General features: G+C 71.3%; 25 protein-coding genes and 1 pseudogene. 11 read left to right on the forward strand and 15 right to left on the reverse strand.

Annotated features, from left to right (window positions below; all coding sequences use genetic code 11):
* Positions 1–10 precede the first annotated feature (10 nt).
* Positions 11–886: a phosphatase PAP2 family protein gene (locus PSED_RS24495; RefSeq protein WP_063821913.1), complete on the reverse strand. Its 876-nt coding sequence runs from the start codon at positions 884–886 to the stop codon at positions 11–13.
* Positions 887–966: 80 nt separating this feature from the next.
* On the opposite strand from PSED_RS24495, the gene PSED_RS24500 reads away from it, so the two are divergent.
* Positions 967–1,497, forward strand: a complete 531-nt coding sequence (locus PSED_RS24500) for a BlaI/MecI/CopY family transcriptional regulator (RefSeq protein ID WP_013676920.1) — start codon at positions 967–969, stop codon at positions 1,495–1,497.
* Positions 1,498–1,708: 211 nt separating this feature from the next.
* Here the strand turns inward: PSED_RS24500 and PSED_RS35735 are convergent, their stop codons facing one another.
* Entirely contained in the window at positions 1,709–2,179 is a 471-nt protein-coding gene (locus PSED_RS35735; protein ID WP_083845273.1) for a pentapeptide repeat-containing protein, read from the reverse strand.
* Between PSED_RS35735 and PSED_RS35740 the strand changes: the two genes are divergently transcribed.
* Positions 2,163–2,651: a M48 family metalloprotease gene (locus PSED_RS35740; protein ID WP_083845274.1), complete on the forward strand. Its 489-nt coding sequence runs from the start codon at positions 2,163–2,165 to the stop codon at positions 2,649–2,651. The two genes, PSED_RS35735 and PSED_RS35740, sit on opposite strands and share 17 nt — an antisense overlap.
* An 80-nt stretch (positions 2,652–2,731) precedes the next feature.
* On the opposite strand, the gene PSED_RS24510 is transcribed toward PSED_RS35740, so the two are convergent.
* Complete coding sequence (locus PSED_RS24510; RefSeq protein WP_013676922.1) at positions 2,732–5,644, reverse strand: FtsW/RodA/SpoVE family cell cycle protein; 2,913 nt, start codon at positions 5,642–5,644, stop codon at positions 2,732–2,734.
* A gap of 22 nt (positions 5,645–5,666) precedes the next feature.
* Positions 5,667–6,209: a hypothetical protein gene (locus PSED_RS24515; protein WP_013676923.1), complete on the reverse strand. Its 543-nt coding sequence runs from the start codon at positions 6,207–6,209 to the stop codon at positions 5,667–5,669.
* 791 nt (positions 6,210–7,000) lie between these two features.
* On the opposite strand from PSED_RS24515, the gene PSED_RS24520 reads away from it, so the two are divergent.
* Together PSED_RS24520 and PSED_RS24525 are read left to right on the forward strand one after the other, a co-directional pair.
* Positions 7,001–7,264, forward strand: a complete 264-nt coding sequence (locus tag PSED_RS24520) for a dsRBD fold-containing protein (RefSeq protein ID WP_013676925.1) — start codon at positions 7,001–7,003, stop codon at positions 7,262–7,264.
* Between the two features lie 58 nt (positions 7,265–7,322).
* Positions 7,323–7,685, forward strand: a complete 363-nt coding sequence (locus PSED_RS24525) for a VOC family protein (RefSeq protein ID WP_013676926.1) — start codon at positions 7,323–7,325, stop codon at positions 7,683–7,685.
* Between the two features lie 126 nt (positions 7,686–7,811).
* Here PSED_RS24525 and PSED_RS24530 read toward each other — a convergent pair whose 3' ends face one another.
* From PSED_RS24530 to PSED_RS24540, 4 genes are all read right to left on the reverse strand, one after another.
* A complete protein-coding gene (locus PSED_RS24530) occupies positions 7,812–8,546 on the reverse strand; it encodes a VIT1/CCC1 transporter family protein (protein ID WP_013676927.1) in 735 nt (244 codons plus the stop codon).
* Positions 8,547–8,700: 154 nt separating this feature from the next.
* Positions 8,701–9,069 carry a hypothetical protein gene (locus PSED_RS24535; RefSeq protein WP_049803497.1) on the reverse strand — a complete coding sequence of 123 codons (369 nt, stop codon included), beginning with the start codon at positions 9,067–9,069 and terminating at the stop codon, positions 8,701–8,703.
* A 164-nt stretch (positions 9,070–9,233) separates the two neighbouring features.
* The gene (locus PSED_RS35745; protein ID WP_158511340.1) at positions 9,234–9,569 is read right to left on the reverse strand and encodes a DUF3040 domain-containing protein; all 336 of its coding nucleotides are present in this window, start codon (positions 9,567–9,569) and stop codon (positions 9,234–9,236) included.
* Between the two features lie 96 nt (positions 9,570–9,665).
* On the reverse strand, positions 9,666–10,658 hold the full coding sequence (locus tag PSED_RS24540; RefSeq protein WP_143770602.1) for a nitrilase-related carbon-nitrogen hydrolase: 993 nt from the start codon (positions 10,656–10,658) through the stop codon (positions 9,666–9,668).
* 294 nt (positions 10,659–10,952) lie between these two features.
* On the opposite strand from PSED_RS24540, the gene PSED_RS24545 reads away from it, so the two are divergent.
* The gene (locus tag PSED_RS24545; RefSeq protein WP_013676931.1) at positions 10,953–11,432 is read left to right on the forward strand and encodes a MarR family winged helix-turn-helix transcriptional regulator; all 480 of its coding nucleotides are present in this window, start codon (positions 10,953–10,955) and stop codon (positions 11,430–11,432) included.
* Between the two features lie 36 nt (positions 11,433–11,468).
* Here PSED_RS24545 and PSED_RS24550 read toward each other — a convergent pair.
* A pseudogene (locus PSED_RS24550) lies at positions 11,469–12,533 on the reverse strand (substrate-binding domain-containing protein).
* Positions 12,534–12,913: 380 nt separating this feature from the next.
* Between PSED_RS24550 and PSED_RS24555 the strand changes: the two are divergent.
* The 6 genes from PSED_RS24555 (at position 12,914) to PSED_RS24580 (ending at position 19,404) form a co-directional block, all read left to right on the forward strand.
* The gene (locus PSED_RS24555) at positions 12,914–14,938 is read left to right on the forward strand and encodes a thioredoxin domain-containing protein (protein WP_013676932.1); all 2,025 of its coding nucleotides are present in this window, start codon (positions 12,914–12,916) and stop codon (positions 14,936–14,938) included.
* A gap of 150 nt (positions 14,939–15,088) precedes the next feature.
* Entirely contained in the window at positions 15,089–15,748 is a 660-nt protein-coding gene (locus tag PSED_RS24560; protein WP_013676933.1) for a GPR1/FUN34/YaaH family transporter, read from the forward strand.
* 81 nt (positions 15,749–15,829) lie between these two features.
* Positions 15,830–16,120, forward strand: a complete 291-nt coding sequence (locus tag PSED_RS24565) for a zinc ribbon domain-containing protein (RefSeq protein ID WP_233899142.1) — start codon at positions 15,830–15,832, stop codon at positions 16,118–16,120.
* Between the two features lie 26 nt (positions 16,121–16,146).
* A complete protein-coding gene (gene fmdA / locus PSED_RS24570) occupies positions 16,147–17,394 on the forward strand; it encodes a formamidase (RefSeq protein ID WP_013675887.1) in 1,248 nt (415 codons plus the stop codon).
* A gap of 74 nt (positions 17,395–17,468) precedes the next feature.
* Positions 17,469–18,572 (forward strand): IS630 family transposase, encoded by a 1,104-nt coding sequence (locus PSED_RS24575; protein WP_013673569.1) that lies wholly within the window; start codon positions 17,469–17,471, stop codon positions 18,570–18,572.
* A gap of 154 nt (positions 18,573–18,726) precedes the next feature.
* On the forward strand, positions 18,727–19,404 hold the full coding sequence (locus PSED_RS24580; RefSeq protein ID WP_013676935.1) for a response regulator transcription factor: 678 nt from the start codon (positions 18,727–18,729) through the stop codon (positions 19,402–19,404).
* A 58-nt stretch (positions 19,405–19,462) separates the two neighbouring features.
* Here the strand turns inward: PSED_RS24580 and PSED_RS24585 are convergent, their stop codons facing one another.
* The 6 genes from PSED_RS24585 to PSED_RS24605 all read right to left on the reverse strand — a co-directional run bounded on the left by PSED_RS24585 (position 19,463) and on the right by PSED_RS24605 (position 23,596).
* Positions 19,463–19,801 carry a hypothetical protein gene (locus PSED_RS24585; RefSeq protein ID WP_013676936.1) on the reverse strand — a complete coding sequence of 113 codons (339 nt, stop codon included), beginning with the start codon at positions 19,799–19,801 and terminating at the stop codon, positions 19,463–19,465.
* A gap of 74 nt (positions 19,802–19,875) precedes the next feature.
* Positions 19,876–20,652 carry an IucA/IucC family C-terminal-domain containing protein gene (locus PSED_RS24590; RefSeq protein WP_041760000.1) on the reverse strand — a complete coding sequence of 259 codons (777 nt, stop codon included), beginning with the start codon at positions 20,650–20,652 and terminating at the stop codon, positions 19,876–19,878.
* A gap of 62 nt (positions 20,653–20,714) precedes the next feature.
* Positions 20,715–20,846: a hypothetical protein gene (locus PSED_RS35380; RefSeq protein WP_013676938.1), complete on the reverse strand. Its 132-nt coding sequence runs from the start codon at positions 20,844–20,846 to the stop codon at positions 20,715–20,717.
* Between the two features lie 6 nt (positions 20,847–20,852).
* On the reverse strand, positions 20,853–21,152 hold the full coding sequence (locus tag PSED_RS24595) for a hypothetical protein (RefSeq protein ID WP_013676939.1): 300 nt from the start codon (positions 21,150–21,152) through the stop codon (positions 20,853–20,855).
* Between the two features lie 5 nt (positions 21,153–21,157).
* The gene (locus tag PSED_RS24600; RefSeq protein ID WP_013676940.1) at positions 21,158–21,667 is read right to left on the reverse strand and encodes a hypothetical protein; all 510 of its coding nucleotides are present in this window, start codon (positions 21,665–21,667) and stop codon (positions 21,158–21,160) included.
* A gap of 273 nt (positions 21,668–21,940) precedes the next feature.
* The gene (locus PSED_RS24605; protein ID WP_013676941.1) at positions 21,941–23,596 is read right to left on the reverse strand and encodes an FtsZ/tubulin family protein; all 1,656 of its coding nucleotides are present in this window, start codon (positions 23,594–23,596) and stop codon (positions 21,941–21,943) included.
* Positions 23,597–23,618 lie beyond the last annotated feature (22 nt).

Below are 23,618 nucleotides of genomic sequence, written 5' to 3' on the forward strand. Positions count from 1 at the left end.
GATCGGACCGTCACGAGCCGGGGCCGTGGTGAGAAGTCCAGGGCGACCCCCCGACATCCCCGCGCCGCGCCTCGGGTTCGGCGGAGCTGCGGTTCTGATCCGGCACCGGTCCGGGCGCGCCGTCAGGTGCGGGCCCGGCTCCTGCCGCCGAGGGGTGCGAGACCGGCGGGACCACCCCGAGCAGGCGCCGGGCGGGCGTGCCGGCGGCCAGCGACACCATGGCGCACAGCAGGCGGCGCACGCAAAGGTAGCCGAGCACGCTGACGGCGGCTCCGACGACCAGCCCTGCGGCGACGTCCCCGGGCCAGTGCGCCCCGACGAACACGCGCGCGAACGCCATGCTCAACGCCGCCACGACGCTCACCCAGCGCAGCCACCGCGCACCGACCGTGCGGTCCGCCCGCAGCCAGATGCCCGTGGCGGTGGCTCCGGCCATGACCGCGTGGTCGGACGGGAAGGAGTAGTCCGTCGAGCGTGCCGTGAGCACGGTGAGCTGCGACAGCACGGTGTACGGGCGCGGCTCGTGTGCGGCCGCGACGAGCAACTGGTTGACCCCGACCGCCAGCAGCACACCGAGCGGAGCCCAGAGGGCCGCCACCAGTCCGTCGATCCGGGCGGTGCGCCTCGCCAGCCACAGGTTCGCCAGGAGCAACGCGACGAACACGGCGACGCCGTAGGAGGCGACCCCGGACACCGCCGGCGCCGCCCATCCGGTGTGTGCCGCCCAGCGGTTGATCTCCTCGAACCACTCGATGTTCACCGAGCCCGGCAACCCGAACGCGCCGGCGGGTACCTGAGGCACCGGGAGGGGAACGACTGCCGCCCCGACGGCAGCCCCCGCGGCCTGTCCCACCTCGGTGGCGGACAGTGCGTCCGTCCACGTCATTCCCGCACCACCGAGACCCCCCAATCCCACAGCTTCTCCTACGTGACTGTAGGAGTCATCTCCTACGCTACTGTAGTTCTGTGGGACGACGCGAACCGGACGGAGACGTCATCGACGACGACACCGAGGGGCGCGCCCGGTCCGCTCGGGTGGCGGGGCCGCGCCGGCCGGCCGGCGAGCTGGAGAACGAGGTGCTGGCGGTGCTCTGGGCCGCCGACACCGCGCTGGTGCCGGCCCAGGTGCAGGACGCACTGGGTCCGGGGCTCGCCTACAACACCGTGCAGACGATCCTCACCCGGCTGCATGCGAAGGGGGCCGTCGAGCGTGAGCGTGCCGGTCGTGCGCACGCCTACCGTCCGGTGCTCGACCAGAACGGTCTGACCGCACGACAGATGCGAGGCCTGCTCGACCGCGGAAGCGACCGGACCGCAGTACTGCGTCGGTTCGTCGCCGAGCTCGGCGGCGAGGACGAGGCCGTACTCGGGGAGTTGCTGCGCCGGACCGAGTCGACACCGCGTGAGTCCGGCGGCTCGGCACAGCCCTCATCGGTCTCGCACGACCCGGCCCCTGAGACCGCGCGCCCCCGGCGGCGCCGGAGCTCCTCGCCCTGATCCAGGAGCGCCTCATGCGACTCGACGTGTACGTGCCGGTCCTCGCTGCGCTGCTGTTCGGCGTCGCGATCCGGCCGCTGTCACGGCTGTGGACGCCCCGCGCGGGTGCGCGCCTGCTGGTCTGCGCCGGACTGGTCAGCGCGAGCTGCTGGGTCTGGGCCCTCGGCCTGCTGGGCTGGACCCTCCTGGGGCAGATCCCGACCGTCGCCCGCTACGGGGAGTGGTCGGTCAGCGTGTTGCACAGCGTCGATCCCGTCGACCCGGCCGTGGCCTTTGCCGCGATCGCAATCCTGCTGTCACTGACCGTACTCGTCGCGATCACCACGGTGCGCCGCACGCGTGCGTTGCTGCGCAGCTGCGCACTCGCTCGGAGTCTCGCTCCGGCCGCTCGCGGCGACCTGATCGTCCTGCCCGACGACGCCGTCGAGGCCTTCGCACTGCCGGCATTCGCACTGCCGGCGTTCGCACTGCCGGCGTTCGCACTGCCGGGGTTCGCACTGCCGGCATTCGCACTGCCGGCGTTCACCGTCCCGGTCTTCTTCCGACGCCTGCTCACGTCGTCGAGTCGGCCACGGCCCACCGGTCCACGGACCACCGACCCCGGACGCCGGCGCCTCGTCCAGCGGCGGTCCCGCGGGGGCGGCAGCGTCGGTGCGGGCCACGTCGTGGTCACCAGCGGCATGCTGAGGGCCTTGGACCCCGACGAGCGGCGCGCCCTGTTCGCCCACGAACGCGCCCACCTGCTCGGCCACGACCACTGGTGGCTGCTCACCGCTCAGTTCTCCGCGGCGGTCAACCCGCTGTTGTCACGCCTCCCGGCGACCGTCGACTACCTCCTCGAACGCGCCGCCGACGAGCACGCCGCCGAGGTCGTCGGCGAGCGCCGCCTCGCCGCGCGAGCCTTGGCGAAGGCGGGGCTCGCAGTCCTCCGGCAGTCACCGACCGAGATCGGGCTCAGCCGCGGTCTCGCACTCGGCTACGGGACCTCCGCCGTCAGTGCACGCGTGGCCGCGCTGCTCGACCCCCCGCCCCGGTTCCGCCGGTCCGCGGTGGTCCTCCTGGCCGTCGCCGCGGCCGTCGTGCTCGGCTGCGCCATCGATGCCGGACACGACGTCGAGCGCCTGTTCGAACTTGCGATGCTCGGCCCGCGCTGACGCTCCGACGGGCCGCGCCGCGCGCAGCTGTATCTGGCCCGCCACCGCAGGCCCGGCAGCTGCCGGCGACGCGGTTCGCGTCAGGGTGGCGGCGCCGCCAGGTACCCGCTCAGACCGTCCACCACGATCCGGCCCGCACTGTTGGCACCCTGCCCCGGACCCTGGACCAGGCTCGTCACCACCACCGTCGGGGCGTCCAGCGGCGCGGCCACGGTCGTCCAGTTGTCGTAGCTGCCGGCCCGCAGGCTTCCGTCCTGGGCCGTGCCGGTCTTGGCTCCCGAGTCCACCGGCAGCGGGGCGAGCCATCCGGCGGTGCCGGACCGCACGGCGGCACGCATGCCGTCGCGCACCGGCCCGAGCGTGGCGGCGAACGGTAGCGGCCGTGCCGGCGACACCGGCACCGCCGTCGTCGCACCGCCCGGGGTGACGACGGCCAGTCCCAGGTGCGGCGTGACCAGCAGGCCGGTGGTGATCGCCGCCGTCCAGCGGGCGTTCTGCAGGGGCGTGACCTGCAACGGGCCCTGGCCGATACCGAGGATGACGGTGGTACCGCCGTACCACGGCTCCCCGGTGTCCGGACTGCCGAGGTAGCCCGCCGCCTCGCCGGGGAGGTCGATCCCGGTCGGCTCGCCGACGCCCAGGGCGCGTGCGGTCTGGATGATCGGACCCGGACCCATCCGGGCTGCCAGCTGGTAGAAGTACACGTCGTTCGACCAGCCGATGGCCTGCGGGAGGTTCATCGGGCCCATCGGACGCCAGTTGGCGAAGGTGTGGCCGCCCAGGGTGAAGCTCGCCCCGGTCGGGACGACCTGCATGGGTGGGATGGTGCCCGTCACCATGTCGGCCGCGCCCACCACGAGCTTGAACGTGGAGCCCGGTGGCACGGCGACCTGGGTGACGTGGTTCAGGCCGGGGCTGCCGGGGCGTGCGTCGAGGGCGGCGAGCGCGGACGCGTCCACCGGCGGGCCGTAGATGTTGTCGTCGTACGACGGGAGGCTCGCCATGGCGAGGACCTGGCCGTCCCGCGGATCCATCGCCACGGCCGCCCCGACGGCGCGGGGGTCCGGCTGGCCCGCGAGCGACACCCGCAGCGAGTCGGTGAGCCGCCGCTGCAGCGGCAGATCCAGGGCGGTTCGCAGGTCGGCGCCGGGGACCGCAGGCAGTTGCGGGCCCGGGGCCACCGGCACGCCGGCCGGGGTCACGTACCAGCAACGCCGGCCGTCGACACCCCGCAGCACGGCGTCGTAGGTCGCCTCCAGACCGAGACGGCCCACCACCGTCCCTGGTGCCAGCGACGGATCCCGGGCCGTCTGCTCGGCCGTGGCGACGCCGACGAAGCCGAGCACCGGCGCGAGCAGTTCTCCCGTCGGGTAGCTGCGGCGCGCCTCGTCCGTCACGATCACGTCCGGCGACCCGCGCAGCACCCCTGCTCGACCGGCGGGAGCCGTGCCGACCTCGAGGTCGAGCGTCGTCCTCGGTGCCGCGGCGACCGCCGCGCGCAGCTGGTCGAGCGGACGGCCCGTGACGTCGGCGACCAGTTCGAGCTCCGCGGGCGTCACGAGCGCGGGGACAACACCGACGGCTGCGGAGCCCGTATCGGTCGCCGCGGAATCCTGCGCCAGGACCGTGCCGTCGCGAGCCGTGATCTCGCCGCGGGGCGCGGCGACCCGCAGGCAGCGCACCATCTGCTCCTGGCCCGCGGCCACCAGTGACGGCCGCTGCTGCGCCTGGACCTGCCCACCCGCGACGGCGAAGGTCACGAGGACCCCGGTGAGCACCATCGCGGAGCTCTGCACGAGTCGGGGGCGCAGCCGCCCGGGCGCGGCCCACAACGCGCGCCGCGCCCCGTCCCGGCGCACCCCCAGGACGGTGCCGATGGCGGCGAGATGCACCACCATCGCCGTTCCGCCGTTGCTGACCAGGGGAAACGGAACACCGGCGAGCGGCAGCAGGCCGAGGTTGCCCCCGACGGACACCACGACCTCGGCACCGATCAGGACCGCGAGCCCGCCCGCGACGAGCGCACCGTGGCTCGTGCGGGCTCCGCGCGCCGCCGTCGCGAGCCGCCAGACCAGGACGAGCGCCGCGACGAGGACCGCCAGGCCCGCAACCCACCCGAACTGCTCGACCAGGCTCGCCGGCGCGAGGTCCGACGAACGCTCGGGCAGGTAGCGCTCGAGAACATCGGTGAGGGGATGACCCGCACGCCCGAACCACCCGCCGGAGGCCACCGCGATGCGGGCCTGCGACGCGGCCCAGCCGGCGCCCCCGGCCGCCTGGGACGAGCCGGCCAGGAAGCTGCCGAGACGCTGGACCTGGTACGGCCGCAACAGCCCGACGGCGAGCGGGGCCGCCACTGCGGCAGCGGCCGCGACCGGCAGGAGGAACCGGGCGGGCACCCGCCCGATCACCATGAGCGCGACGACGACGACCACGAGCAGTGCGGTCGTGCTCAGATCCGGCTGCAGGACCGTCAGCACGATCGGGACCGCCGCCACGACGAGAGACCCGGCGAACCGTTGCCAGGCGGGCCGGGCGGAGGCCAGCAGGGCCGCGACCAGCAGGAGCAGGCCCAGCTTCGCCAGCTCCGACGGCTGGAAGGTGAACGCGCCCGCGTCGAGCCACCGGGTCGCGCCCTTCGTCCGGTTCCCGAGCAGCGGGACAGCGGCGAGCATCACCACGGCGACGGTGTAGCTGAGCACCGCGAGCACCCCGAGCACGCGGACGCGCACCCGGCGGGACGCGAGCAGGAGCGCGAACCCGGCCGCGGCGATGCCACCCTGCCTCACGGCGGTCCCGACGCCCCCGACGGCCGCCAGGTTCGCGAGGCCGATGGCGACCAGCACACCGGCGGCGAGGATCGCCAGCACGTCGAACGTCGGTTCCCCCGGCAGCCGCCACCGCGGCACCCGGCGCCGCCGTCGCTCGGACGCCCACGCCGACAGCCGCCGGTTGCCCCACGACCGCGTACGGCTCCCCCGCAACCCCTGCACGGCCACACCCCCGAGTGCTCGATCAGGAACCACAACGCTCGGCGGCCGACACCCGCAGCGGGGGCCCCGCCGCCGGCGCGGGCGCTGTCGTCGACGCCGTCAACGCCGTCGCGGCGGCTGCGGGCACCGACACCGCGATCACGGCGTCGATGCGGTCCGCGCCCGTGGGCAGAGCCGCGGTGCCCGTGCCGACCGTCTGCACCTGTCCGGTGCAGAGATCGTGCGCCTGCACGACCCACGACACCGTCCCCGTGCTCCCGGCGTCGACGAGGACCTGGACCCGGACCAGACACCGCCCACCACTCGTGCACCCCGGAAGAATGCGCAGATCGACCGCGCGCACCGGCCCGCCGACGGCCGGCACCGGCACCTCGGGAAGGCTCGGCAGCGGCGCGGCGACGGGAGCCTCCACCCGTGCCGGATCCCCGGGCGCGGCCAGCACGAGCGCGACGTCCGCCGTGATCCGGTCGCCGAGCAGCAGGAACTCGAGCGCCACGAGCGCGGCCACCACCAACGGCCACGCGAGCCACGGCCCCCACCGACGCCTGGGTCGCGCCCTGGTCATGTCGCTGTGGGGAGCGACGCCCCACAACCGGGCCGGGCCGGCTTCGGCGTCGGACGCATCAGGTCGTGCCGTCGGAGTACGTGGCGAGGATCGCGCGGAGCCGCTCGACGAATCGCAGGGACCGGTCCTGCCCCCGCGTCCTCCCACGCCGACTTCTGCGCGAGACCGACCCGCATCACGATCCCGGTGACACCCCACTCGACCGCCAGGCGCAGGACGTACGGCGGATCGGAGGTAGCCGGGTTGGCGGCGAAGTCCCGCGGTCCGTGCTCCGAACCTCGGTCATGGTGCAGGGACAGTGCGTTTCCGTTGCGCAGGCCGTGCTCGTGCAGGACGTGCTTCAGCCGCGTCTGCGTGCCCGGCGACATGCCGATCTCGTGCAATCGTGGCCTACCGGTCGTCTTCATCACCGAACCTCCGGACATCTCGCCCCGCGCGGTGCCCCGGCAGCCGAAGGTGTGCGCTCGCGTCGCGGCGTACGGCCCGGCCGCGCGACCGGCCCCGACCCCCGTGGTCCGCCCGCGGCCGCCCGCAGCATGCGTCGCTGTGCCGAGGTTATGGAACGACGGCGGTGACCGATCAGGGCCGAACGTCCTTGCCACTCCGCAGGAGCGACGCAACACCGTGACGAGGTGGCGCTCCCGATGCCCGGAGACCGGCACGGACCCGCTGTTCCCGTACCGATCGTGTCGTCACGTCTCGCCGAAGGGCCCGGCCGCCCAGGGCCGAACACCCCTGTCGCGCCGCGCCCGGCGCGACCATCGTGGGCCCACGAACGGAGGGAGCCGATCATGCACGAGGCGAAGCGCTGGAACGTGACGCTCGACATCGACGAGCACGAGGGCCGGACCCGCGCGGTGGCCCACCTGCACACGCGGGACGCACGGTCGTTGACGGGCGAGGGCCTGGCCCGCCTGAACCCGGCCGACCGCGACGTCCCGGAGATCGGCGACGAGCTGGCCGTCGCCCGCGCACTCGACGACCTCGCTCATCACCTGCTCGCCGCGGCCGCCGACGACCTCGAAGGCGCCGCTTCCGCGCGCACGGACGCCTGAGCGGACCGGGTCCCGACAGTTCCCGGAGACCCGCATCCCACCGACCGAGGAGGAACCCGTGGGGGCACCCGTCATCCACTTCGAGATCGGCGCCACCGATGGCGAACGCTCCCGGCGCTTCTACGCCGACCTGTTCGGCTGGAAGATCACCCCGGATCCGAACGGGTACGGCGTCGTCGACACCGGCGCAGCCGGGATCAACGGCGGGGTCGTTCAGGTGCCTGGCCAGGTGCGCCCGTACGTGACCTTCTACGTCGCCGTGGAGGATCTCGACGAGGCGCTCGACCGCGCCGAGGAGCTCGGCGGCCACCGTGTCCTGGCCCCGTCGGCGGTCGGCGACATCGGCAGCATGGCGATGTTCACCGACCCCGACGGCACGATGATCGGGTTGTTCACGGAGCGAGGGACCGCGACGGTGTGACGAGGCCGGCTCGGTGCGTGCCGTCGGCGCCGGCACGGGAGCACGAAGCGGCCCGTCGTGCCGGTGGCGGGGCTCGCCGTTCGCGAGGCGACACTCGGGCCGACCGAGCGGAGCAGGCCGCGCGCATCAGCCCACTGCAGCGCCGAAGAGGCGTCCGACGAGGTAGGTCACGGCCAGGCCCGCGGCGCCGCCGAGGACGACCCGCAGGACGGCGCGGCGCGAGTTCGCCCCACCGATGCGAGCACTGACCGCCCCGGCGAGCGCGAGCGCGACCAGCACCACCACCACGGTCACGGGGACCCGCCAGGACGGCGGGGGCAGCAGGATCGCCAGCAGCGGCAGCAACGCGCCGAGGACGAAGGACAGCGCGGACGCACCGGCGGCCTGCCAGGGGCTGGTGAGCTCGTCCGGGTCGAGCCGGAGTTCGGCCTCCACATGCGCGGCGAGCGCGTCGTGGGCGGTCAGCTCGCGGGCGACCGTCTCGGCGGTCCCGGCGGTCAGGCCCTTCGCGCGGTAGAGCGCGGCCAGCTCGGCCAGCTCCGCCCCCGGGTCGTCGCGGAGCTCCCTCTTCTCCTTCGACAGCAGTGCCAGCTCGGTGTCGCGCTGGCTGCTGACCGAGACGTACTCGCCGAGCGCCATCGAGACCGCCCCTGCCACGAGACCTGCGAGTCCGGCGGTGAACAGCGGGCCTCGGGCCGTGGTGGCACCGGCGACACCGACGACGAGACCCGCGACCGAGACGATGCCGTCGTTGGCGCCCAGCACACCCGCACGCAGCCAGTTCAGCGTGCCGCCCAGGCCCCTGCCGTGCGGCTCGTCCGGGTGGCCCTCCCTGCGGGCCGCTTCGGAGAATCCACTCACGCCACCAGGGAACTCGATCCGACGACCCCCCGCCAGCAAGGCCAGGCGAGCCTGCCCCCGTCGGCCCGATGGATGTCGTCGGTCACGGCGGCCGAGCGGGTCCGTCGCGGGACGGGCCGTCCGAGTCCCTGCGATCTTCTCAGGGCCCTGCGCTTCACGGGTGAGTCACGTCGTACAGCATCCCGAGCGCGGCGAGCGGCGCGGCGACATCGTTGTGGCCCTGGTCGAACAGGACACCTGTGATGCCTTGCTCGACGAGGCCCGGAACCAGGTCGGCCAAGGACGCCGGCGAGATCGTCATCGCCGCCACGCCGTCGTTCGCGCGCACCGCGCTCCGGTCGTTCGCGAACGACCTCAGGTGGCGTTCGCTCGTGAACACGAGCAGATAGGACCGTTCCTCGACCAGGCCCAGCATCGGCCGGGGATCGTCGGGAGTGCCCGTCGGCAGCAGATACCAGCTCTCGAGCGCGAAGATCGCCCGCCAGAGCGCTGCGAAACCGGCCGGAGTCCGCTGGTCGCGCACGGCGGCTGCCAGCCGATCGATGTCGTGGTGGCTCGCAGGAGAACTCATCGTCGGTTCCAGGTGAGGTCGGTCCGGCTCATCGGCATCCTCGATCCGTTCGTCGGGGCGGCGCAGCCGACGGGGAGGGCTCCGGGCATCGTCGTAGGTGCCGTCGCGAGTTCGGCTCAGCTCCGGTCGCCGGGCTGTGCGCGCACCACCGCCAGGCCCAGCCCGGCGAGACACACGGCCACTCCGACCATGAGTACGAACACGGAGGTGGCGAACGCCCCCACGACCAACACGACCAGGCCGATGACGAGGGGGGCCAACGACCACGCGAGGCCGGCATCGGGCCCGTGGGCGCCGCCGGCCGGGCGACGGCCCCGATGCACCGGCGCCAGCGGCGACGGGCTCCGGAAGGAGGGGTCCGACTCGGCCAACTCGCGCGCTATCTCGGAGAAGGCCTGACGTTCCCACACCCTCAGCCGCCGAGGTCGGCGATACGAGAATTCATCTGCCACGGTGACGTCCTCGATACAGGTGTCGTCGACGAGTCGTCGTACGGAGGTCGGACTCGGCGGAATCGGTTACGGGTACGGGGCGAGGGGTCGGGCGCCTCAGCGAATCCGTTCAGGACGGACGCACGAGACCCTCGCCCCGTAGCTGGTGGACGCGATCGGTGCGCGATCCGCGTTCTTGGTGGGTGCTGGGTGGAGCGACGGTGATCGTCGCGACCGAGCCGCGAACGTGTCCGCCGCCGAGCGGGACGAGCACGCCTGCCGTAGACGCTCGGCGCGCAGAGCCGCGATCGGAAGCTCGGCGTACTGGAGCTCGTACTCGAGATCACCGCACAGGCCGAGTACCGCGCCGTCATAGCTCACCAGTGACGAGTGGCCCGTCCAGTGATGGCTGCCGTCGGTGCCGGCCGCGTTCGCGGAGACGACGAAGCACGTGTTGGTCCAGGCGAGGCTACGAGCCGCCTGCACGACCCGTCGAGGCGACATCGCGGGGCTCGCCCAGTACTGGACGACGAGCTCGGCACCCCAGAGCTCGTCATCCGACAGGAAGGGGCGGACTCTGTCGCCGTAGGCGAGCGCCGTCCGCAGCCCACCGGGTCCGACCACGGTGCGCGTCCCCGCCGCGCGCCGCCGGCTGCACGGATCCGCGCCGTGTCGGGCCACCACCTCGCCGTTGTCGTCGATCAGCGCCATCTGCCGATCCGGATCGTCACGGGTCCCGCCGGCGCTGACAGGGACCGCCACCCACAGGCCGGACTCCCGACAGACGGGCCCGAGCGCATCGAGCACCTCGTCGCTCGTGGTGAACGGCTCGTGCCGACCGGCACGGCGAGGGGCGCCGTGCATCCCGTGCTCCGGGAGAACCACGAGGTCGACGTCGTAGGAGCCGCCGACCTCCCGGAGGAACTCTGCCGTGTGCAGGATCGCCACTCGCGCATCGAGACGACTCCTGACCCGCGGAACCGCCTGGTTGATCACCATCGCGGCGAGGGTCGTGTCACGACGATGCCGAGATTGCTTGTGCATCCGACCGTTCCCTTCTGGCCAGGCGATCCGCTGACGACAAACTACGTCAATACTGTCAGTTGGCAATACCTTCGTTGTAAACTATCTGAGCCCGAACAGGATTTCGACCGTGCGACCTGGTCGACCGGAGGTACGCGGGCCGCTCATGTGCGCGCCCGAGCCCCGGGCGGCCACTGCTGACAGGACGAGCGGTGCGTCACGACGGCTCTGCGCGCGACACTTGAAGACCGTATCTTCAGTCTGACAGTGTTCACGAAGGCGACGGGAAGGCCACGAGCTCGCCGTGCCGATCGTCGCACCGGCCGCACCGGCGGGGTGGAAGCTCAGTACGGACGGCGCGAGGAAGTCGAGGGGATCACGATGGCAGACGTTCGGTCGATCGAGCGGCGGCGCCGGCACCGAGCGAATCACGTCCCGCTCACCCGCCTGCTCGGGCTGGTCGAGCGGCACGTCGGCAAGCTGGTCGAGAAGGCGCTGGTCGGACACGGCCTCACCGTCGACCAGTGGCGCGTGCTCGACGTTCTCGCGGACGGCCAGGGACACGCCCAGTCCGAGCTCGCGGCCACGATCGTGGTGCCCGGACCGACCCTGACCAAGATCGTCGACAAGCTGGTCGACATGGCGCTGGTCTACCGGATCGTCGACGAGCGGGATCGTCGCCGGGTGCTGGCGTTCCTCTCGGAGAAGGGCGGGCGGGTCCACACCGACCTCGCCGTCAAGGTCGAGGTCGCCGAAGCCGAGGCGATGACCCCGCTCGACGACGGGGACCAGGAGATGCTGCTCGACATTCTCACCCGGCTCGGCCGCGCCGACGCACCGGTCACCACCCCGCAGTCCTGAGCGCCGAGGCCGCGTCGGCGGTACCCGGGGAACGAGCTATGCGCCTGCATGGATCTCGGCAAGGACGTCGAACTGGAGGCCGTCGGCCCTGGCCATGTATATCCGCTGGACCAGATGCTGGTTCCGGACGCGGACCGCGCCGCGCGGCCCCTCGTAGGACACCGAGTCGGCCACCGTGCTGATCCGCGGCACTTCGGTCGTCCTGGCCACCGCCGCGAGCTGCGCGAACAGCGCGAGCCCCTCGTAGCAGGACTCTCCGGGAGAGGTCAGCGCGGGCGCCTGGGGGCCGAAACGCTCGACGTAACGACGCTCGAAGTCGAGGCCGTACGCCGTGGCGAGCGTCTCGAAGTAACCTGCGGCGGAGTAGAGCTCGTGGGTGTTGGCCGCCCCCGTCGCCATGAGCATGTTCTCGTCCATGAGCGGGCTGAACCGAACGCAGTGGTCGTGCATCCGCATCTCGGTGAAGGCCCGGTTGAACCGCACCGCATCCGATCCCAGCAGGAACATCAGCACGCCCTGTGCCCGCGTGCGTTCGACACGGCGCAGCACTCCGCCGAAGTCGTGGGTGCCGAGCGCGACGAAGGCCTGTCCGCGTATCTCGATCCCGAGATCGCGCGCGTACGTCCGGACCGCCCGGGCGGAGGCCCGCGGCCACACGTAGTCGTTGCCGACGATCACCCAGGTCTTGATGCCCATCTCGTCGGCCATCCAGCGGACCGCCGGTAGCAGCTGGTCGGTCGGCGTCTCGCCGGTCAGGAAGACACCCGGCGTCTGCTCACCACCTTCGTAGACCGCGGTGTAGACGTACGGGACCCGGCCCTGCAACCGCGGCGCCAACTGCTAGCGCACCGCCGACGTGTGCCAACCACAGACGGCGTCGACCGCACCGTCCTCCACGAGCGAGGTGACCTCGTCGGCGACCACGATCGGCGCCCGTCCCCCGTCGACGGTCCTCAGTCGCACCTCGCGGCCCAGGATTCCACCGGCCGCATTGATCTCCGCCGCCGCCATCCGGCCGCTCGCGGTGCACGAGGGGCCGTAGATGCCGGACGGACCACTCTCGGGTACGACGAAGGCGATCTCCAGGACGTCTGAGGTCATCCGATCTCCTCCGGCCCACTCCTGGCGCACCCGTTCGGGGGTCACGAGTCTCTACGTCCTTTGTTGCGAGCGCGTTGATGCAAGTTACTTGTATGCGTCAACACCCAACTTGCGCCGATCGAGTGGATTGCCCCGGTTCGAGAGCCTCGCGTCTCGGGCCCGGGACCCTTGACGTGACTCTACATACATAAATATCTTCTGATGACAGTGTTGCACGGAATCGGCTTCCCGCAGCCGCCGGCGCCCCCGGGCGCGGGGCCCCGGACGACGAGTCCCGGACGCATGCGTCGGTGGAGCGGTCCGGCCGGGCCGGCGGTGGATCCCGGCAACCGGTGCCACGCCGCGGTGTCCGATTCGCGACCTGAGCTCCGGGGGTGCACATGAACCGGCTCGCGGGAGCGACCAGCCCGTACCTGCGCCAGCACGCGGACAACCCGGTGGACTGGTGGGAATGGTGCGATGAAGCATTCGAGGAGGCCCGGCGTCGTGACGTCCCCGTCCTCCTCTCGATCGGCTACGGCGCCTGCCACTGGTGCCACGTCATGGCGCACGAGTCGTTCTCCGACCCGGCTACAGCGGCCCAGATCAACGAACGGTTCGTCGCCGTCAAGGTGGATCGGGAGGAACGGCCCGACGTCGACGCGATCTACATGTCCGCCACCCAGTCGATGACCGGGCGCGGGGGCTGGCCGATGACCTGCTTCCTCACCCCTGAGCGCGAACCGTTCCACTGCGGCACCTACTATCCACCCACCGCCCGGCCGGGGCTCCCCGGCTTTCGCCAGGTGCTGGACGCCGTCACCCGGTCCTGGGTCCAGGACCCTCACCGCGTGCGGGAGGCCGCCCGTGAGATCGCGACGCGACTCGAGGAGGCCGCGCTCGCCGATCGGGTCGACACCGTCGTCGGGCCCGCGGTTCTCGACGCCGCCGCGGAGACCCTCTATCGCGACCACGACACCGTGGACGGCGGGTTCGGTGGCGCCCGCAAGTTCCCGCCCGCGCTCTGCCTGGAGTTCCTGCTCCACCACCACGAACGGACCGGCTCCGCGCGTTCGTTGCAGATCGTCGGGACGACGTGCGAGAGGATGGCCCGCGGCGGGTTGTACGACCAGCTCGGCGGTGGGTTCGCCCGGTACAGCGTCGATCGGGCATGGGTCGTCCCGCATTTCGAGAAGATGCTCTACGACAACGCGCTACTGCTGCGGGTCTTCGCCCGCCTCGCCCGCGTGACCGGGTCGCCCCTGGCGACCCGTGTCACCGTGGAGACCGGCGAGTTCCTCCTGCGCGAGATGAGGACGGCGAACGGCGGATTCGCCGCCGCCCTGGACGCGGACGCCGACGGCATCGAGGGCCTCACCTACGTCTGGTCACCGGGCGAGCTGATGGCGGCACTCGGCCTGCGCGACGGTGTCTGGGCGGCGAACCTGCTCTCGGTCACCAGCGCGGGAACCGTCGGGCGGGGCCGCTCCACCCTGCAGCTGCCCGCCGACCCCGACGACGCCGACCGGTGGCGACGGGTCAGGGCGACGCTCCACGACGTCCGCCGGACCCGACCACAACCAGCACGCGACGACACGGTCGTCACCGCGTGGAACGGGATGACCGCCCAGGCCCTCGCGGAGGCGGGCGCATGGCTGGGCAGGGCGGACTGGATCGCCGCTGCGACCGCGGCGACCGCGCTGCTCCTCGACGAGCACGTGGTCCGGGGCCGGCTTCGACGCTCGTCCGGTTCGGGAGGTGTCGGGCGCGCGGCGGCCGTCCTGCAGGACCACGCCTGGCTCGCGGAGGCACTGCTCACCCTCCACCAGGTCACCGGAGACCCCGCTCGTCTCGACGCGGCGGCACGCGTGCTCGACCTCGCACTGACACATTTCACGGCACCCGGCCGAATCGGGGTGTATTTCGACACCCCCGACGACGGCGAGCCGCTGCTGCACCGGCCCCGCGACGTCGTCGACAACGCGACACCGAGCGGGAGTTCCGCCCTCGCCGGAGCCCTGGTGACGGCCTCGGCACTGAGCAGCGTCGACCGTGCCGCGCGATACCGAGCGGCCGCCGAGGCCGCGGTCGAGGCCGTCGGGGAGGTCGTCGCTGCGCACCCGCGGTTCGCCGGCCATTGGCTGGGCACGGCCGAACGCCTTCTCGCCGGACCGGTCCAGGTCGCCGTCGTGGGATCCGAGGACGATCCGCAGCGCGACAAGCTGCTGGCCTGCGCACGTTCTCTCGCGCCCACCGGCAGCGTCGTCGTCGCCGGTGGGCCGCACGAATCCGGCGTTCCGCTACTCGCCGACAAGGGCACGCCCACGGGCCGCGCGACGGCGTACGTGTGCCGAGGCGCTGTCTGCCACCCACCCGTGAGCACGGTGGACCACCTCGAACGCCAGCTCGCGGATGGGACCCGGTGACGAGACGGTCGTCGACACATTAGTTCACAACGAAGGTATTGCATCACGAAGATATTCACGTAGGTTGCTTTGCGTGGTGACAGAGAGACCCCCGTCCCCCGCCGACCCGCTGCGGCGGCGTCGGCCAGCACCCGAGAACAGGTGAACCATATGACCAGCGACGTTCAGGCCGCGGCCGCCGACGAAGCTGCCGCTGCACCCGACACGACGAACCCCGTGCTGCTGGGTGTGCCGTGTGCCGTCCTCGGCGTCCTCGCCCTGGGACTGTTCCTTCTGGGGTACGCACCGACCGGTTCCGCGGGCGCGGTCGTCCCGATCTTCATCGGCCTCGGGATCGGACTGTTCGTCGCGGCTCGCTGGGCCATCGCAGGCGGCGCCGGACCGGTGGCCGCGATCTTCGGCCTCTTCGGCGGGTTCTTCTTCAGCTTCTGCCTGGTCTACGTCGGCTACGTGCACAACTGGTACGGCACGAACCCGCCCGGCACGGACTCCGCGACCGCCGGGGCTGCGCTGACCGACACCTTCAGCGTCTTCGCCCTCTGCTGGATCGTCGTGACGACCGTCCTCGTGCTCGCCTGCCTTCGACTGCCGATGGCGGTCTTCCTCGTGCTGCTCTTCTCCGACCTGGTCTTCGTCTTCGTCTTCCTCGCGTTCGTCACGGGCACGTTCGGCGACATCGGTGCACTGCGCGTCCTGGCGGGCATCAGCTGCATGCTCGCTGCCCTGGCCGGGCTCTACGTCTTCTTCGCGGCGTTGACAGGTGCGCTCGGGGCGCGACCGCTCTCGCTCGGACGCCCACCCCGGGCCTGACCCGCGACGGGCGTCACTGCCGCGCCGAGCTGGTCCTTCACGTCATCAGACACAGTTTCATCCGACATCCAAGACGAGGAGGTGGCCTTGCCGACCTACACGTTCCGTTGCGCCGACTGCGGCGAGTACGACCTGAGCCGCCCGATGGCAGAGGCGGGCGACCCGGCACCCTGCCCGACGTGCGCAGGCGACAGCCGCCGTGTGTTCGGCTCGCCGGGCCTGCGAAAGCTCGACCCGACCCTCCGCCGGGCCCTCGATGCGTCGGGCCGCAGCAGCGACGCGCCGGCGGTCGTGAACTCGGTGCCAGGTCGTAGCCGCGTGGCCTTTCCGACCAGCACCGATCCGCGGCACGCGCGGTTGCCGCGCCCCTGACACCCACACCGAAACCGGAGGTTGCAATGCCCGATGTGGTGTTCACCGTCGACCAGGCACGATCCATGCGCGACCAGGCCGTACCCGGCCACAACCGCTGGCATCCCGACATCCCGCCCGCCGTCACCGTCCGGCCCGGCTCCTCGATCCGCGTCGAGTGCCGCGAATGGACCGACGGCCAGATCGGCAACAACGACTCCGCCAACGACGTCCGCGACGTCGACCTGTCCGGCGCGCACATGCTCTCCGGGCCGATCGCGATCGAGGGCGCCGAACCCGGCGACCTGCTCGTCGTCGACATCCTCGACCTCGGCCCGGTCCCCCAGGAGATCGGCGACGCCCCCGGCCAGGGCTGGGGCTACACCGGCATCTTCTCCAAGGCCAACGGCGGCGGGTTCCTCACCGACCACTTCCCCGACGCCTACAAGGCCATCTGGGACTTCTCCGGCCAGGCCGCCACCTCCCGCCACATCCCCGGGGTGAAGTTCACCGGCATCACCCACCCCGGCCTGTTCGGCACCGCCCCCTCACCGGAGCTGCTGGCCCGCTGGAACGCCCGCGAACGCGCCCTGATCGCCACCGACCCCGACCGCGTCCCCCCGCTCGCGCTGCCGCCACTGGAGGAATCCGTCCTCGGCGGCACCGCCACCGGCGACGCGCTCGCCGCGATCGGCCGCGACGGCGCCCGCACCGTCCCGCCCCGGGAGAACGGCGGCAACCACGACATCAAGAACTTCACCCGCGGCAGCCGGGTGTTCTACCCCGTGCACGTGCCCGGCGCCCTGTTCTCCGGCGGTGACCTGCACTTCTCCCAGGGCGACGGGGAGATCACCTTCTGCGGCGCGATCGAGATGGGCGGCTTCATCGACTTCCACGTCGACCTGATCAAGGGCGGGATGGCGACCTACGGGGTCACGACCAACCCGATCCTGATGCCGGGCAACGTCGAGCCCCGCTACTCGGAGTTCCTCACCTTCATCGGGATCAGCGTCGACCACGGCAGCGACACCAACCACTACAACGACGCCACCCTGGCCTACGAGAACGCCTGCATGAACGCGATCCGCTACCTGGAGAAGTTCGGCTACAGCGGCCCCCAGGCCTACCTGCTGCTCGGCGCCGCCCCGATCGAGGGCCGCGTCTCCGGCGTGGTCGACATCCCCAACGCCTGCTGCTCGCTCTACCTGCCCACCGCGATCTTCGACCACGACATCCGCCCGTCCGCGTCCGGACCGGTCCGGGCCGACCGCGGCTCCTGCGCGGTCTCGTCCTAGTGCCTCGATCGAGAACGTTGGCGTTGTAACCCGGCTGCGGTGATCGGCTGAGAGGCTGTCGTCGGAGGTGGGCGATGGCACGGCAGCCTGAGGTGTTCGTGCGGGATCTGGATCCGGCCGAGGCGCAACGACTGGTAAAGATCACCCGCACCGCGCGGGACCGGGTCCGGCTGCGCCGGGCAGGGATCGTGCTCGCCTCGGTCCAAGGCCGCACCGCAACCGAGGCCGCAGCGATGTTCGCCGCGACCCCGCAGTACGCGCGGGAGGTGATCCACGCGTTCAACGACAAGGGGTTCGCGGCTCTGGACCCAAAATGGAGCGGGGGCCGACCTCCTAAGTTCGGCCCCCACACCCGCGAGTTGATCTGCCGGGTCGCCCGGACCCCTCCACAGCAGGTCGGACTCCCGTTCACCACATGGAGCCTGTCCAAGCTGGTCGAGCATCTGCGCGAGCGGCACCGGGTCGAGATCAGCACCGACACCGTCCGACGTGTCCTGCGCGCCGCCGGGGTGCGCTGGCAGGCCACGAAGACCTGGAAGGCCAGCAACGATCCACAGTTCGCGCAGAAGATGGCCCGGATCCTCGACCTCTACGACCGCTCCGCCGCCGGGCAACTGACCAGCGGCGCCAGGGTGATCTGCGTGGACGAGTTCGGGCCGCTGAACCTGCAACCCCGCCCCGGGCGTGGCTGGTTCCCCACCCGAGGCCCGGCCCGGCTGCGCGCAACCTACAACCGCTACGGCGGGGTCCGGCACATGCTCGCCGGACTCGACCTGGCCTCCGGGCAGCTGTTCTACCGGCTGCGCGACCGCAAACGCTGGCAGGAGTTCCTCGCGTTCCTTCGCCAGCTCCGCACCCGGTTCCCCCGCGGGCGACTGCACATCATCTGCGACAACTTCTCCCCACACCGCAAGGCCGAAGTCGCCGACTGGTGCAACGACCACGACGTCGAGCTCGTGTTCACCCCGACCTACGCCTCGTGGCTGAACTGGATCGAGAGCGAGTTCACCGCCCTGCGCTACTTCACCCTCGACGGCAGCGACTACCCCTCCCACACCGCCCAGGAAGCCGCCATCGCCGGCTACGTCCGCTGGGCCAACCGCCACGCCCGACCCAAGAAGCGCTTCGCTCCCGAGTCCAGGATCCGCAGGCCCGATTACCTACCGAACGTTGCCTGACGAGGCACTAGCAGCCACGGGGTGGGGTTCCGGGCCGCTGGACCTGGCCCGGAACCTCGCCGGCCCTGGCGTCCCACGTCGACCGCCGCCCGGGTGACGGCCCCGCGCGACCGGTCCCGAGAAATCGCGAGCGTCCGCCCTGGAGTCCATCGTCGTGATCGTCGTGGTGAACATCGCGGCCCCACCGGTCGTCAGGCACGGCCTCGACCGGATGTGCGAGACGATGCGGGACATCACGGTCGTCGCGGACGCCGCCGACCTGTGTACAGGGATCCGCCTCGTCGACGAACTGCGCCCCGACGTCGTCGTCGTCGACCTTCCCTGTGCCGCCCGGCGTCCCGACAAGGCAGCAGCACTCAGGGAGCTCACCGCCAGGACGGTCGCGGTCGTCGCATTGCTCAGCCCCATCCTCCCCCAGGCACACGTGGACGACCTGTTCGATCTCGGCGTGCTGGGAGCCGTGAACAATGACACCGACGCCGCCGGCCTGGGGCAGGCGATCACCGCCGTCTCGCGCGGAGGACGACTGTGCGCCGCCGGCCCTCGGCACGCGAGACAGCGATTGCGGGCCGTCGCGGACCGGGGCGAGAACCTGACGGACAAGGAGATCGACGTGCTGGCCCTCGTCGCGGCCGGCCTGTCGAACCAGGAGATCGGCGAGACGCTCCTCATCTCGGAGAACACCGCCAAGTTCCACGTCGGGAACGTCATTCGTAAGTTCGGCGCGAAACGGCGCGGAGAGCTCGCGCATCTCGCCGCCGCGGACGGCATCTTCGGCAGACGATCGACACCGGATCAGCAGAAGCGTCGCGTGGATTCCGAGAAGGTATGACCGGGAGCCGACGCCGTCCGGCCGGCCGGGAGTTCGTGTCCGTGCCCGGCGGACTCCGTCATGACGGAGCTGCGTTCGGCACCACGCCCATGTTGTAGAGCACGACAGCCACGAGATTCGGGATGCGGGTGCAGTCGGTGACGACGTCGGTGCCCGAGGCGTAGCGGTCACGTATGAGCTCGGAGAGCTGGACCGGGGTGGTGCCGGCCGGTGCCGAGGTCAGGATGCCGTCGCCGACCGCCAGTTCCGCACGCGTGACGCAGGCCCGCCACAGCCGCTGCCGAATGCAGATCTCGTTCTCGTCGATGCTGTCGACCGTCAGCCTCGACGATCCGATCAACGGCTGCAGGGAGTCCCCCACGCTGAACCTCTCCATCACATCCGTCCATTCGACCATGTCTGCTCCTCTCCTCGGTCGAGCACCGGAGCCCGGTTCGAGAGGTGGCCGGGTGCTCCGAGCAGCTCGACGAACTACGAACGACTGCGTTCGATCTCGACATAACGGTCCGCCGCGCGACGGAAGCTCGCGACCCGCTCGCCGTGCTCGAGGACGCAGCACGTCCCGCAGTACGACCGAGGCGCAGCGGGCTCCGTGCGGAACGCGAGGCAGCAGCTGCGCCGCCAGACGACCATCCATTCCTGGTCACGGTGCTCGACGGACTCCAGCAGCACCGTTCCGCGCAGCGGGGATCGGTCGGCCACGACCTGCCGGGCCGTCGTCAGAAACCGGTCACGGTCGTCCGATGCCCAGGAGAAGGCCATGAAGACCTGGGTCAGCGCGACCGCGACGTTGCCCCACAGGGTGCGCCGTCCGACTCCCGTCGCCCGGTGCACCGCCTCGACGAGATGGGCGAGGTGGTCGGCGACGAGGGCATCGACGACCTCGCCGACGTCGCGACGGGACCCGCGCTCGGGGCCGATCACGAACCCGACCTGGGGCAGACCTGTGGCATTCGGGGACAGCCGCACGTTGTGCCGACCGGGGTCCAGCCAGGCCCCGCGCCTCAGGTGGGCGTCGAGCACCGGCCACCCGAGACGGCGGGAGTAGTCGAGCACGAAGAGCGACCCGGCGACCGCACTCGACGCGCAGCGCCGCACCGCCCTCACGCCCTCGACGAGCCTTTCGAGGTCGTCGTCGAGGACGGCCCGTGCGGCCCGCCAGCCGGCATCGGCCGCTACCTCGGTCGTCGCCTCGAACCGTGCCTCGAGGGTGGGGGGAAGCCGGATGTCGAGTCGACACCGAGCCACGTCCTCCGCACACGGCGGTGCCGAGGCGCGTGGTCGCGCCTGCTCGGCGTTCGCCTCCCGGCTCACGCGGCGGCCGACCGGCGGCGAGCGGTCAGCGTCGCGCCGGAGGGATAGACCCGCGCCAGGCGTACGAGCGTCCGACGTCGGCCCAGCACTGCGGCGAGCTCGTAGCGCAGCCCGTGATCCGATCGCATCGGGAGTTACTCCAGGAAGCCGAGGTCCTTGAGCACGTGCGCCGCCGAGGTCGCCCGGACGTCCGCGACCAGCGTGCGGTACTCCTCGACGAACAGCCCGGCGTGACGGCTCATCCGGTCGGTCTCGACGAGGGCCACCGCCTTCTCCAGATCCGCTCGACGCAGGGTGTCGCGCCAGAGGGCGTTGCGGATGTGGACCCCATCGGCGTCGACCCCGGTGATCTGCAGCGTCTTGCCACCGGCGACGGTCGGGATGCTTGCCCCGTCGCCGTACCTCCGCTCGACCGTGGCCCAGTCCAAAGGCATGGAGCTCAGTCCTCCTCGTGTGCTCGGAACGACTCCGGCAGAAAAGCCGAAGCCAGGTCGCGCATGAGCTCGAGTGTCGCCGTCCGCCGCGGGGCGGCCTCCCGCTCGTCGCAGCCGAGGCGTTCGGCCAGCCCGGCGAGGTCGTCCCCGGCAACACAGACGCCGACGAACACCTCCTGGTGCTCGGCGGGCACCTCACGCAGTCGCGCGTACAGACGCGGCCACTCCCCCACGAGCGTCAGGTTCCCGGCCTCGGCGTCCGCGATGTACCCCTCGGCCAGGGTGGCGATGCGCCCGGAGTACGGCAGGCCGAAGTAGCGGAACACCATGGGCCGGGCGATGAGCCCGGCGACGACCTGGACGGCGACCTGCCCCGCGAGCGACGGCTCGTTGAGCCGGTGGGCGCAGGTGTAGTGGATCGCCTCGTACGTCGAGGTGACGCGGGCGAGCCAGTCGCGATACCCGGAGCCGCGGTCGTCGTCGGCGCCGGGGTACAGCTCAGTGGTGGATGTCATCGGCGTCCGTTCTCATCGCCTGACCGGGTCGGCCGCGTCGTCGGCGCCCTCCCGCCGTTGTCCGGGCGACGCGTCGCACCCGGACAGCTGTCCTTCCCACGGGTCCGAACCGCTGCGTCGAGCACCGGTCCCGCAGGGGGACGACATCGCCGCCAGCGGACGCACGGCGACACAGTTCCTCCGGCGGAGGGGACGTGGCAGAGGCCGGCCGCCGTCCGTCCCGTACCGCGGTGGTACGGGACGGACGCCGGCCGTGGGCTCTGCCACCCCGCCCTACGGGGTGGGTACGACCGTGGTCGTCATCATCGCGATGTGCTGGGCCTGGACCTCGGTCAGGTCCTTCGAGGCCGGCGCATCCCCACGAATCGCCTCGTGCGGGACCACCACCCAGCACGCACAGCCCCAGATGCATTCGCCGGCCATGCCGTCGAACCTGATGGACTGCTCGGACAGCATCACCCCGAGGTCCAGGATCCACGAGTGCATCAGCAGCTTCTCCTCCCACGACTCGATCGCGTCGTAGGCGTCGCGCGCCGCGAAGAACGCGGTGAAGTCGCTCTTCGCGACACCCGGGATGACGATGTTGCTGTAGGCCGTCAGCTCGTCGAAGAACTCGCCGACACTCGTGTTGATCGTGCCGTCCTCACCGTCGAGCACGTACTCGCCGAGTGTGGCCTCCAGCTTCTTCTGCAGGGTGTCGTTCCACAGCTCACGAGGCGCGACCGTGTGCGCCTCGATGTAGTCGGTCTTGAACCCGTCCCGCAGGCCCGAGAACTTCGGGATGTAGCCGATCCACTTGCCCATCACATCCCGCCACTTGCTCTTCGGTTCCCCCGGGAGCACCTCCACGCCAGGGTGGGTGTACTTCGCGACGTCGAACACCGTCCAGGTCCGGTCGCCGGAGATGTTGCGCTCGTGCGGGGCACCGGTGAAGCCCGCCGGACGCAGCATCTTGAACAGCAGGCGCCCGTAGTCCTGCACCACGAACCGCGTGAACGAGTCGTTGATGAACTTGCGGGTCACCATCTTCCGGAGATGGTCACGGACGGCGGGCTTGCCCGCCTTCGTGTACGACCCCAGGCGTTGCCAGGAGTGCTCCTGCGGGAGCGCGAAGAATCCACCGGTGAACGGGTTCTTGTACAGATCGCCCCACACGGCCATGACGCCCTGGTTCTTCGCGTCGTCGAGCATGCAGTCGATCTCGTTCATGGTGGGGAACAGCGCCGCGGCCCCGCCCGCGTGCTCCTCGTCCCCGGAGAACGGGAGCGCCGCAACACCGACGACGGGAATACGACGACCCAGCTTCACATTCGACAGGTGGCGGGCCAGGTCGACGACGATCCCGCTGCCGGTGCCACCACTCATCGAGAAGAACACCAGGACGATCGAGGGCAGCTGTGTCGCGTTGATCGACGCCACGAAATCGTCGAGCTCACGCTCCAGGGGCTTGTCCCCGCCGTAGTAGTAGTGTCCGTAGATCGCCTTCGACACGGCCCGCGGAATCGACTCGCCGGCCTTCGGCAGCTCCAGATCGGCAGGCAGCCACGGCTCGTAGTTGGGGTTCCAGTAGTAGCGGGGGTACTCCATCTTCAAGAACTCACGCCAGCGGTTCAAGCTGGTCATGAGGTCCTTCTTCTCCGGAACCTCGAGTGAGACGGTGCGGACCTGAGCCCGATCGGTCGGGATCCCACGGGCGGTCAACCGCTGCCCGAAACCGCCGATGTACTCCTTGAGCTCGTGCTGGTCCTGGTCGCCGATGTCGATCGACAGACCGGTGAAGCGCGCGCGGGGATCCTCCAACATGTCCTCGATCTCACCGGTACGCAACAGTGCCTCGACCATGTACGCACCGGTCTTCCCGATCCCGATCGCGTGGATGCAGTGGGGCGACTGGGCCCCCGTCGCGCTGTGGTACATCGACAGTGCCATGACCGATTCCTCCTGAGAATTG

This window comes from Pseudonocardia benzenivorans CB1190, assembly GCF_000196675.2.
GTDB classification, from domain to species: domain Bacteria; phylum Actinomycetota; class Actinomycetes; order Mycobacteriales; family Pseudonocardiaceae; genus Pseudonocardia; species Pseudonocardia benzenivorans.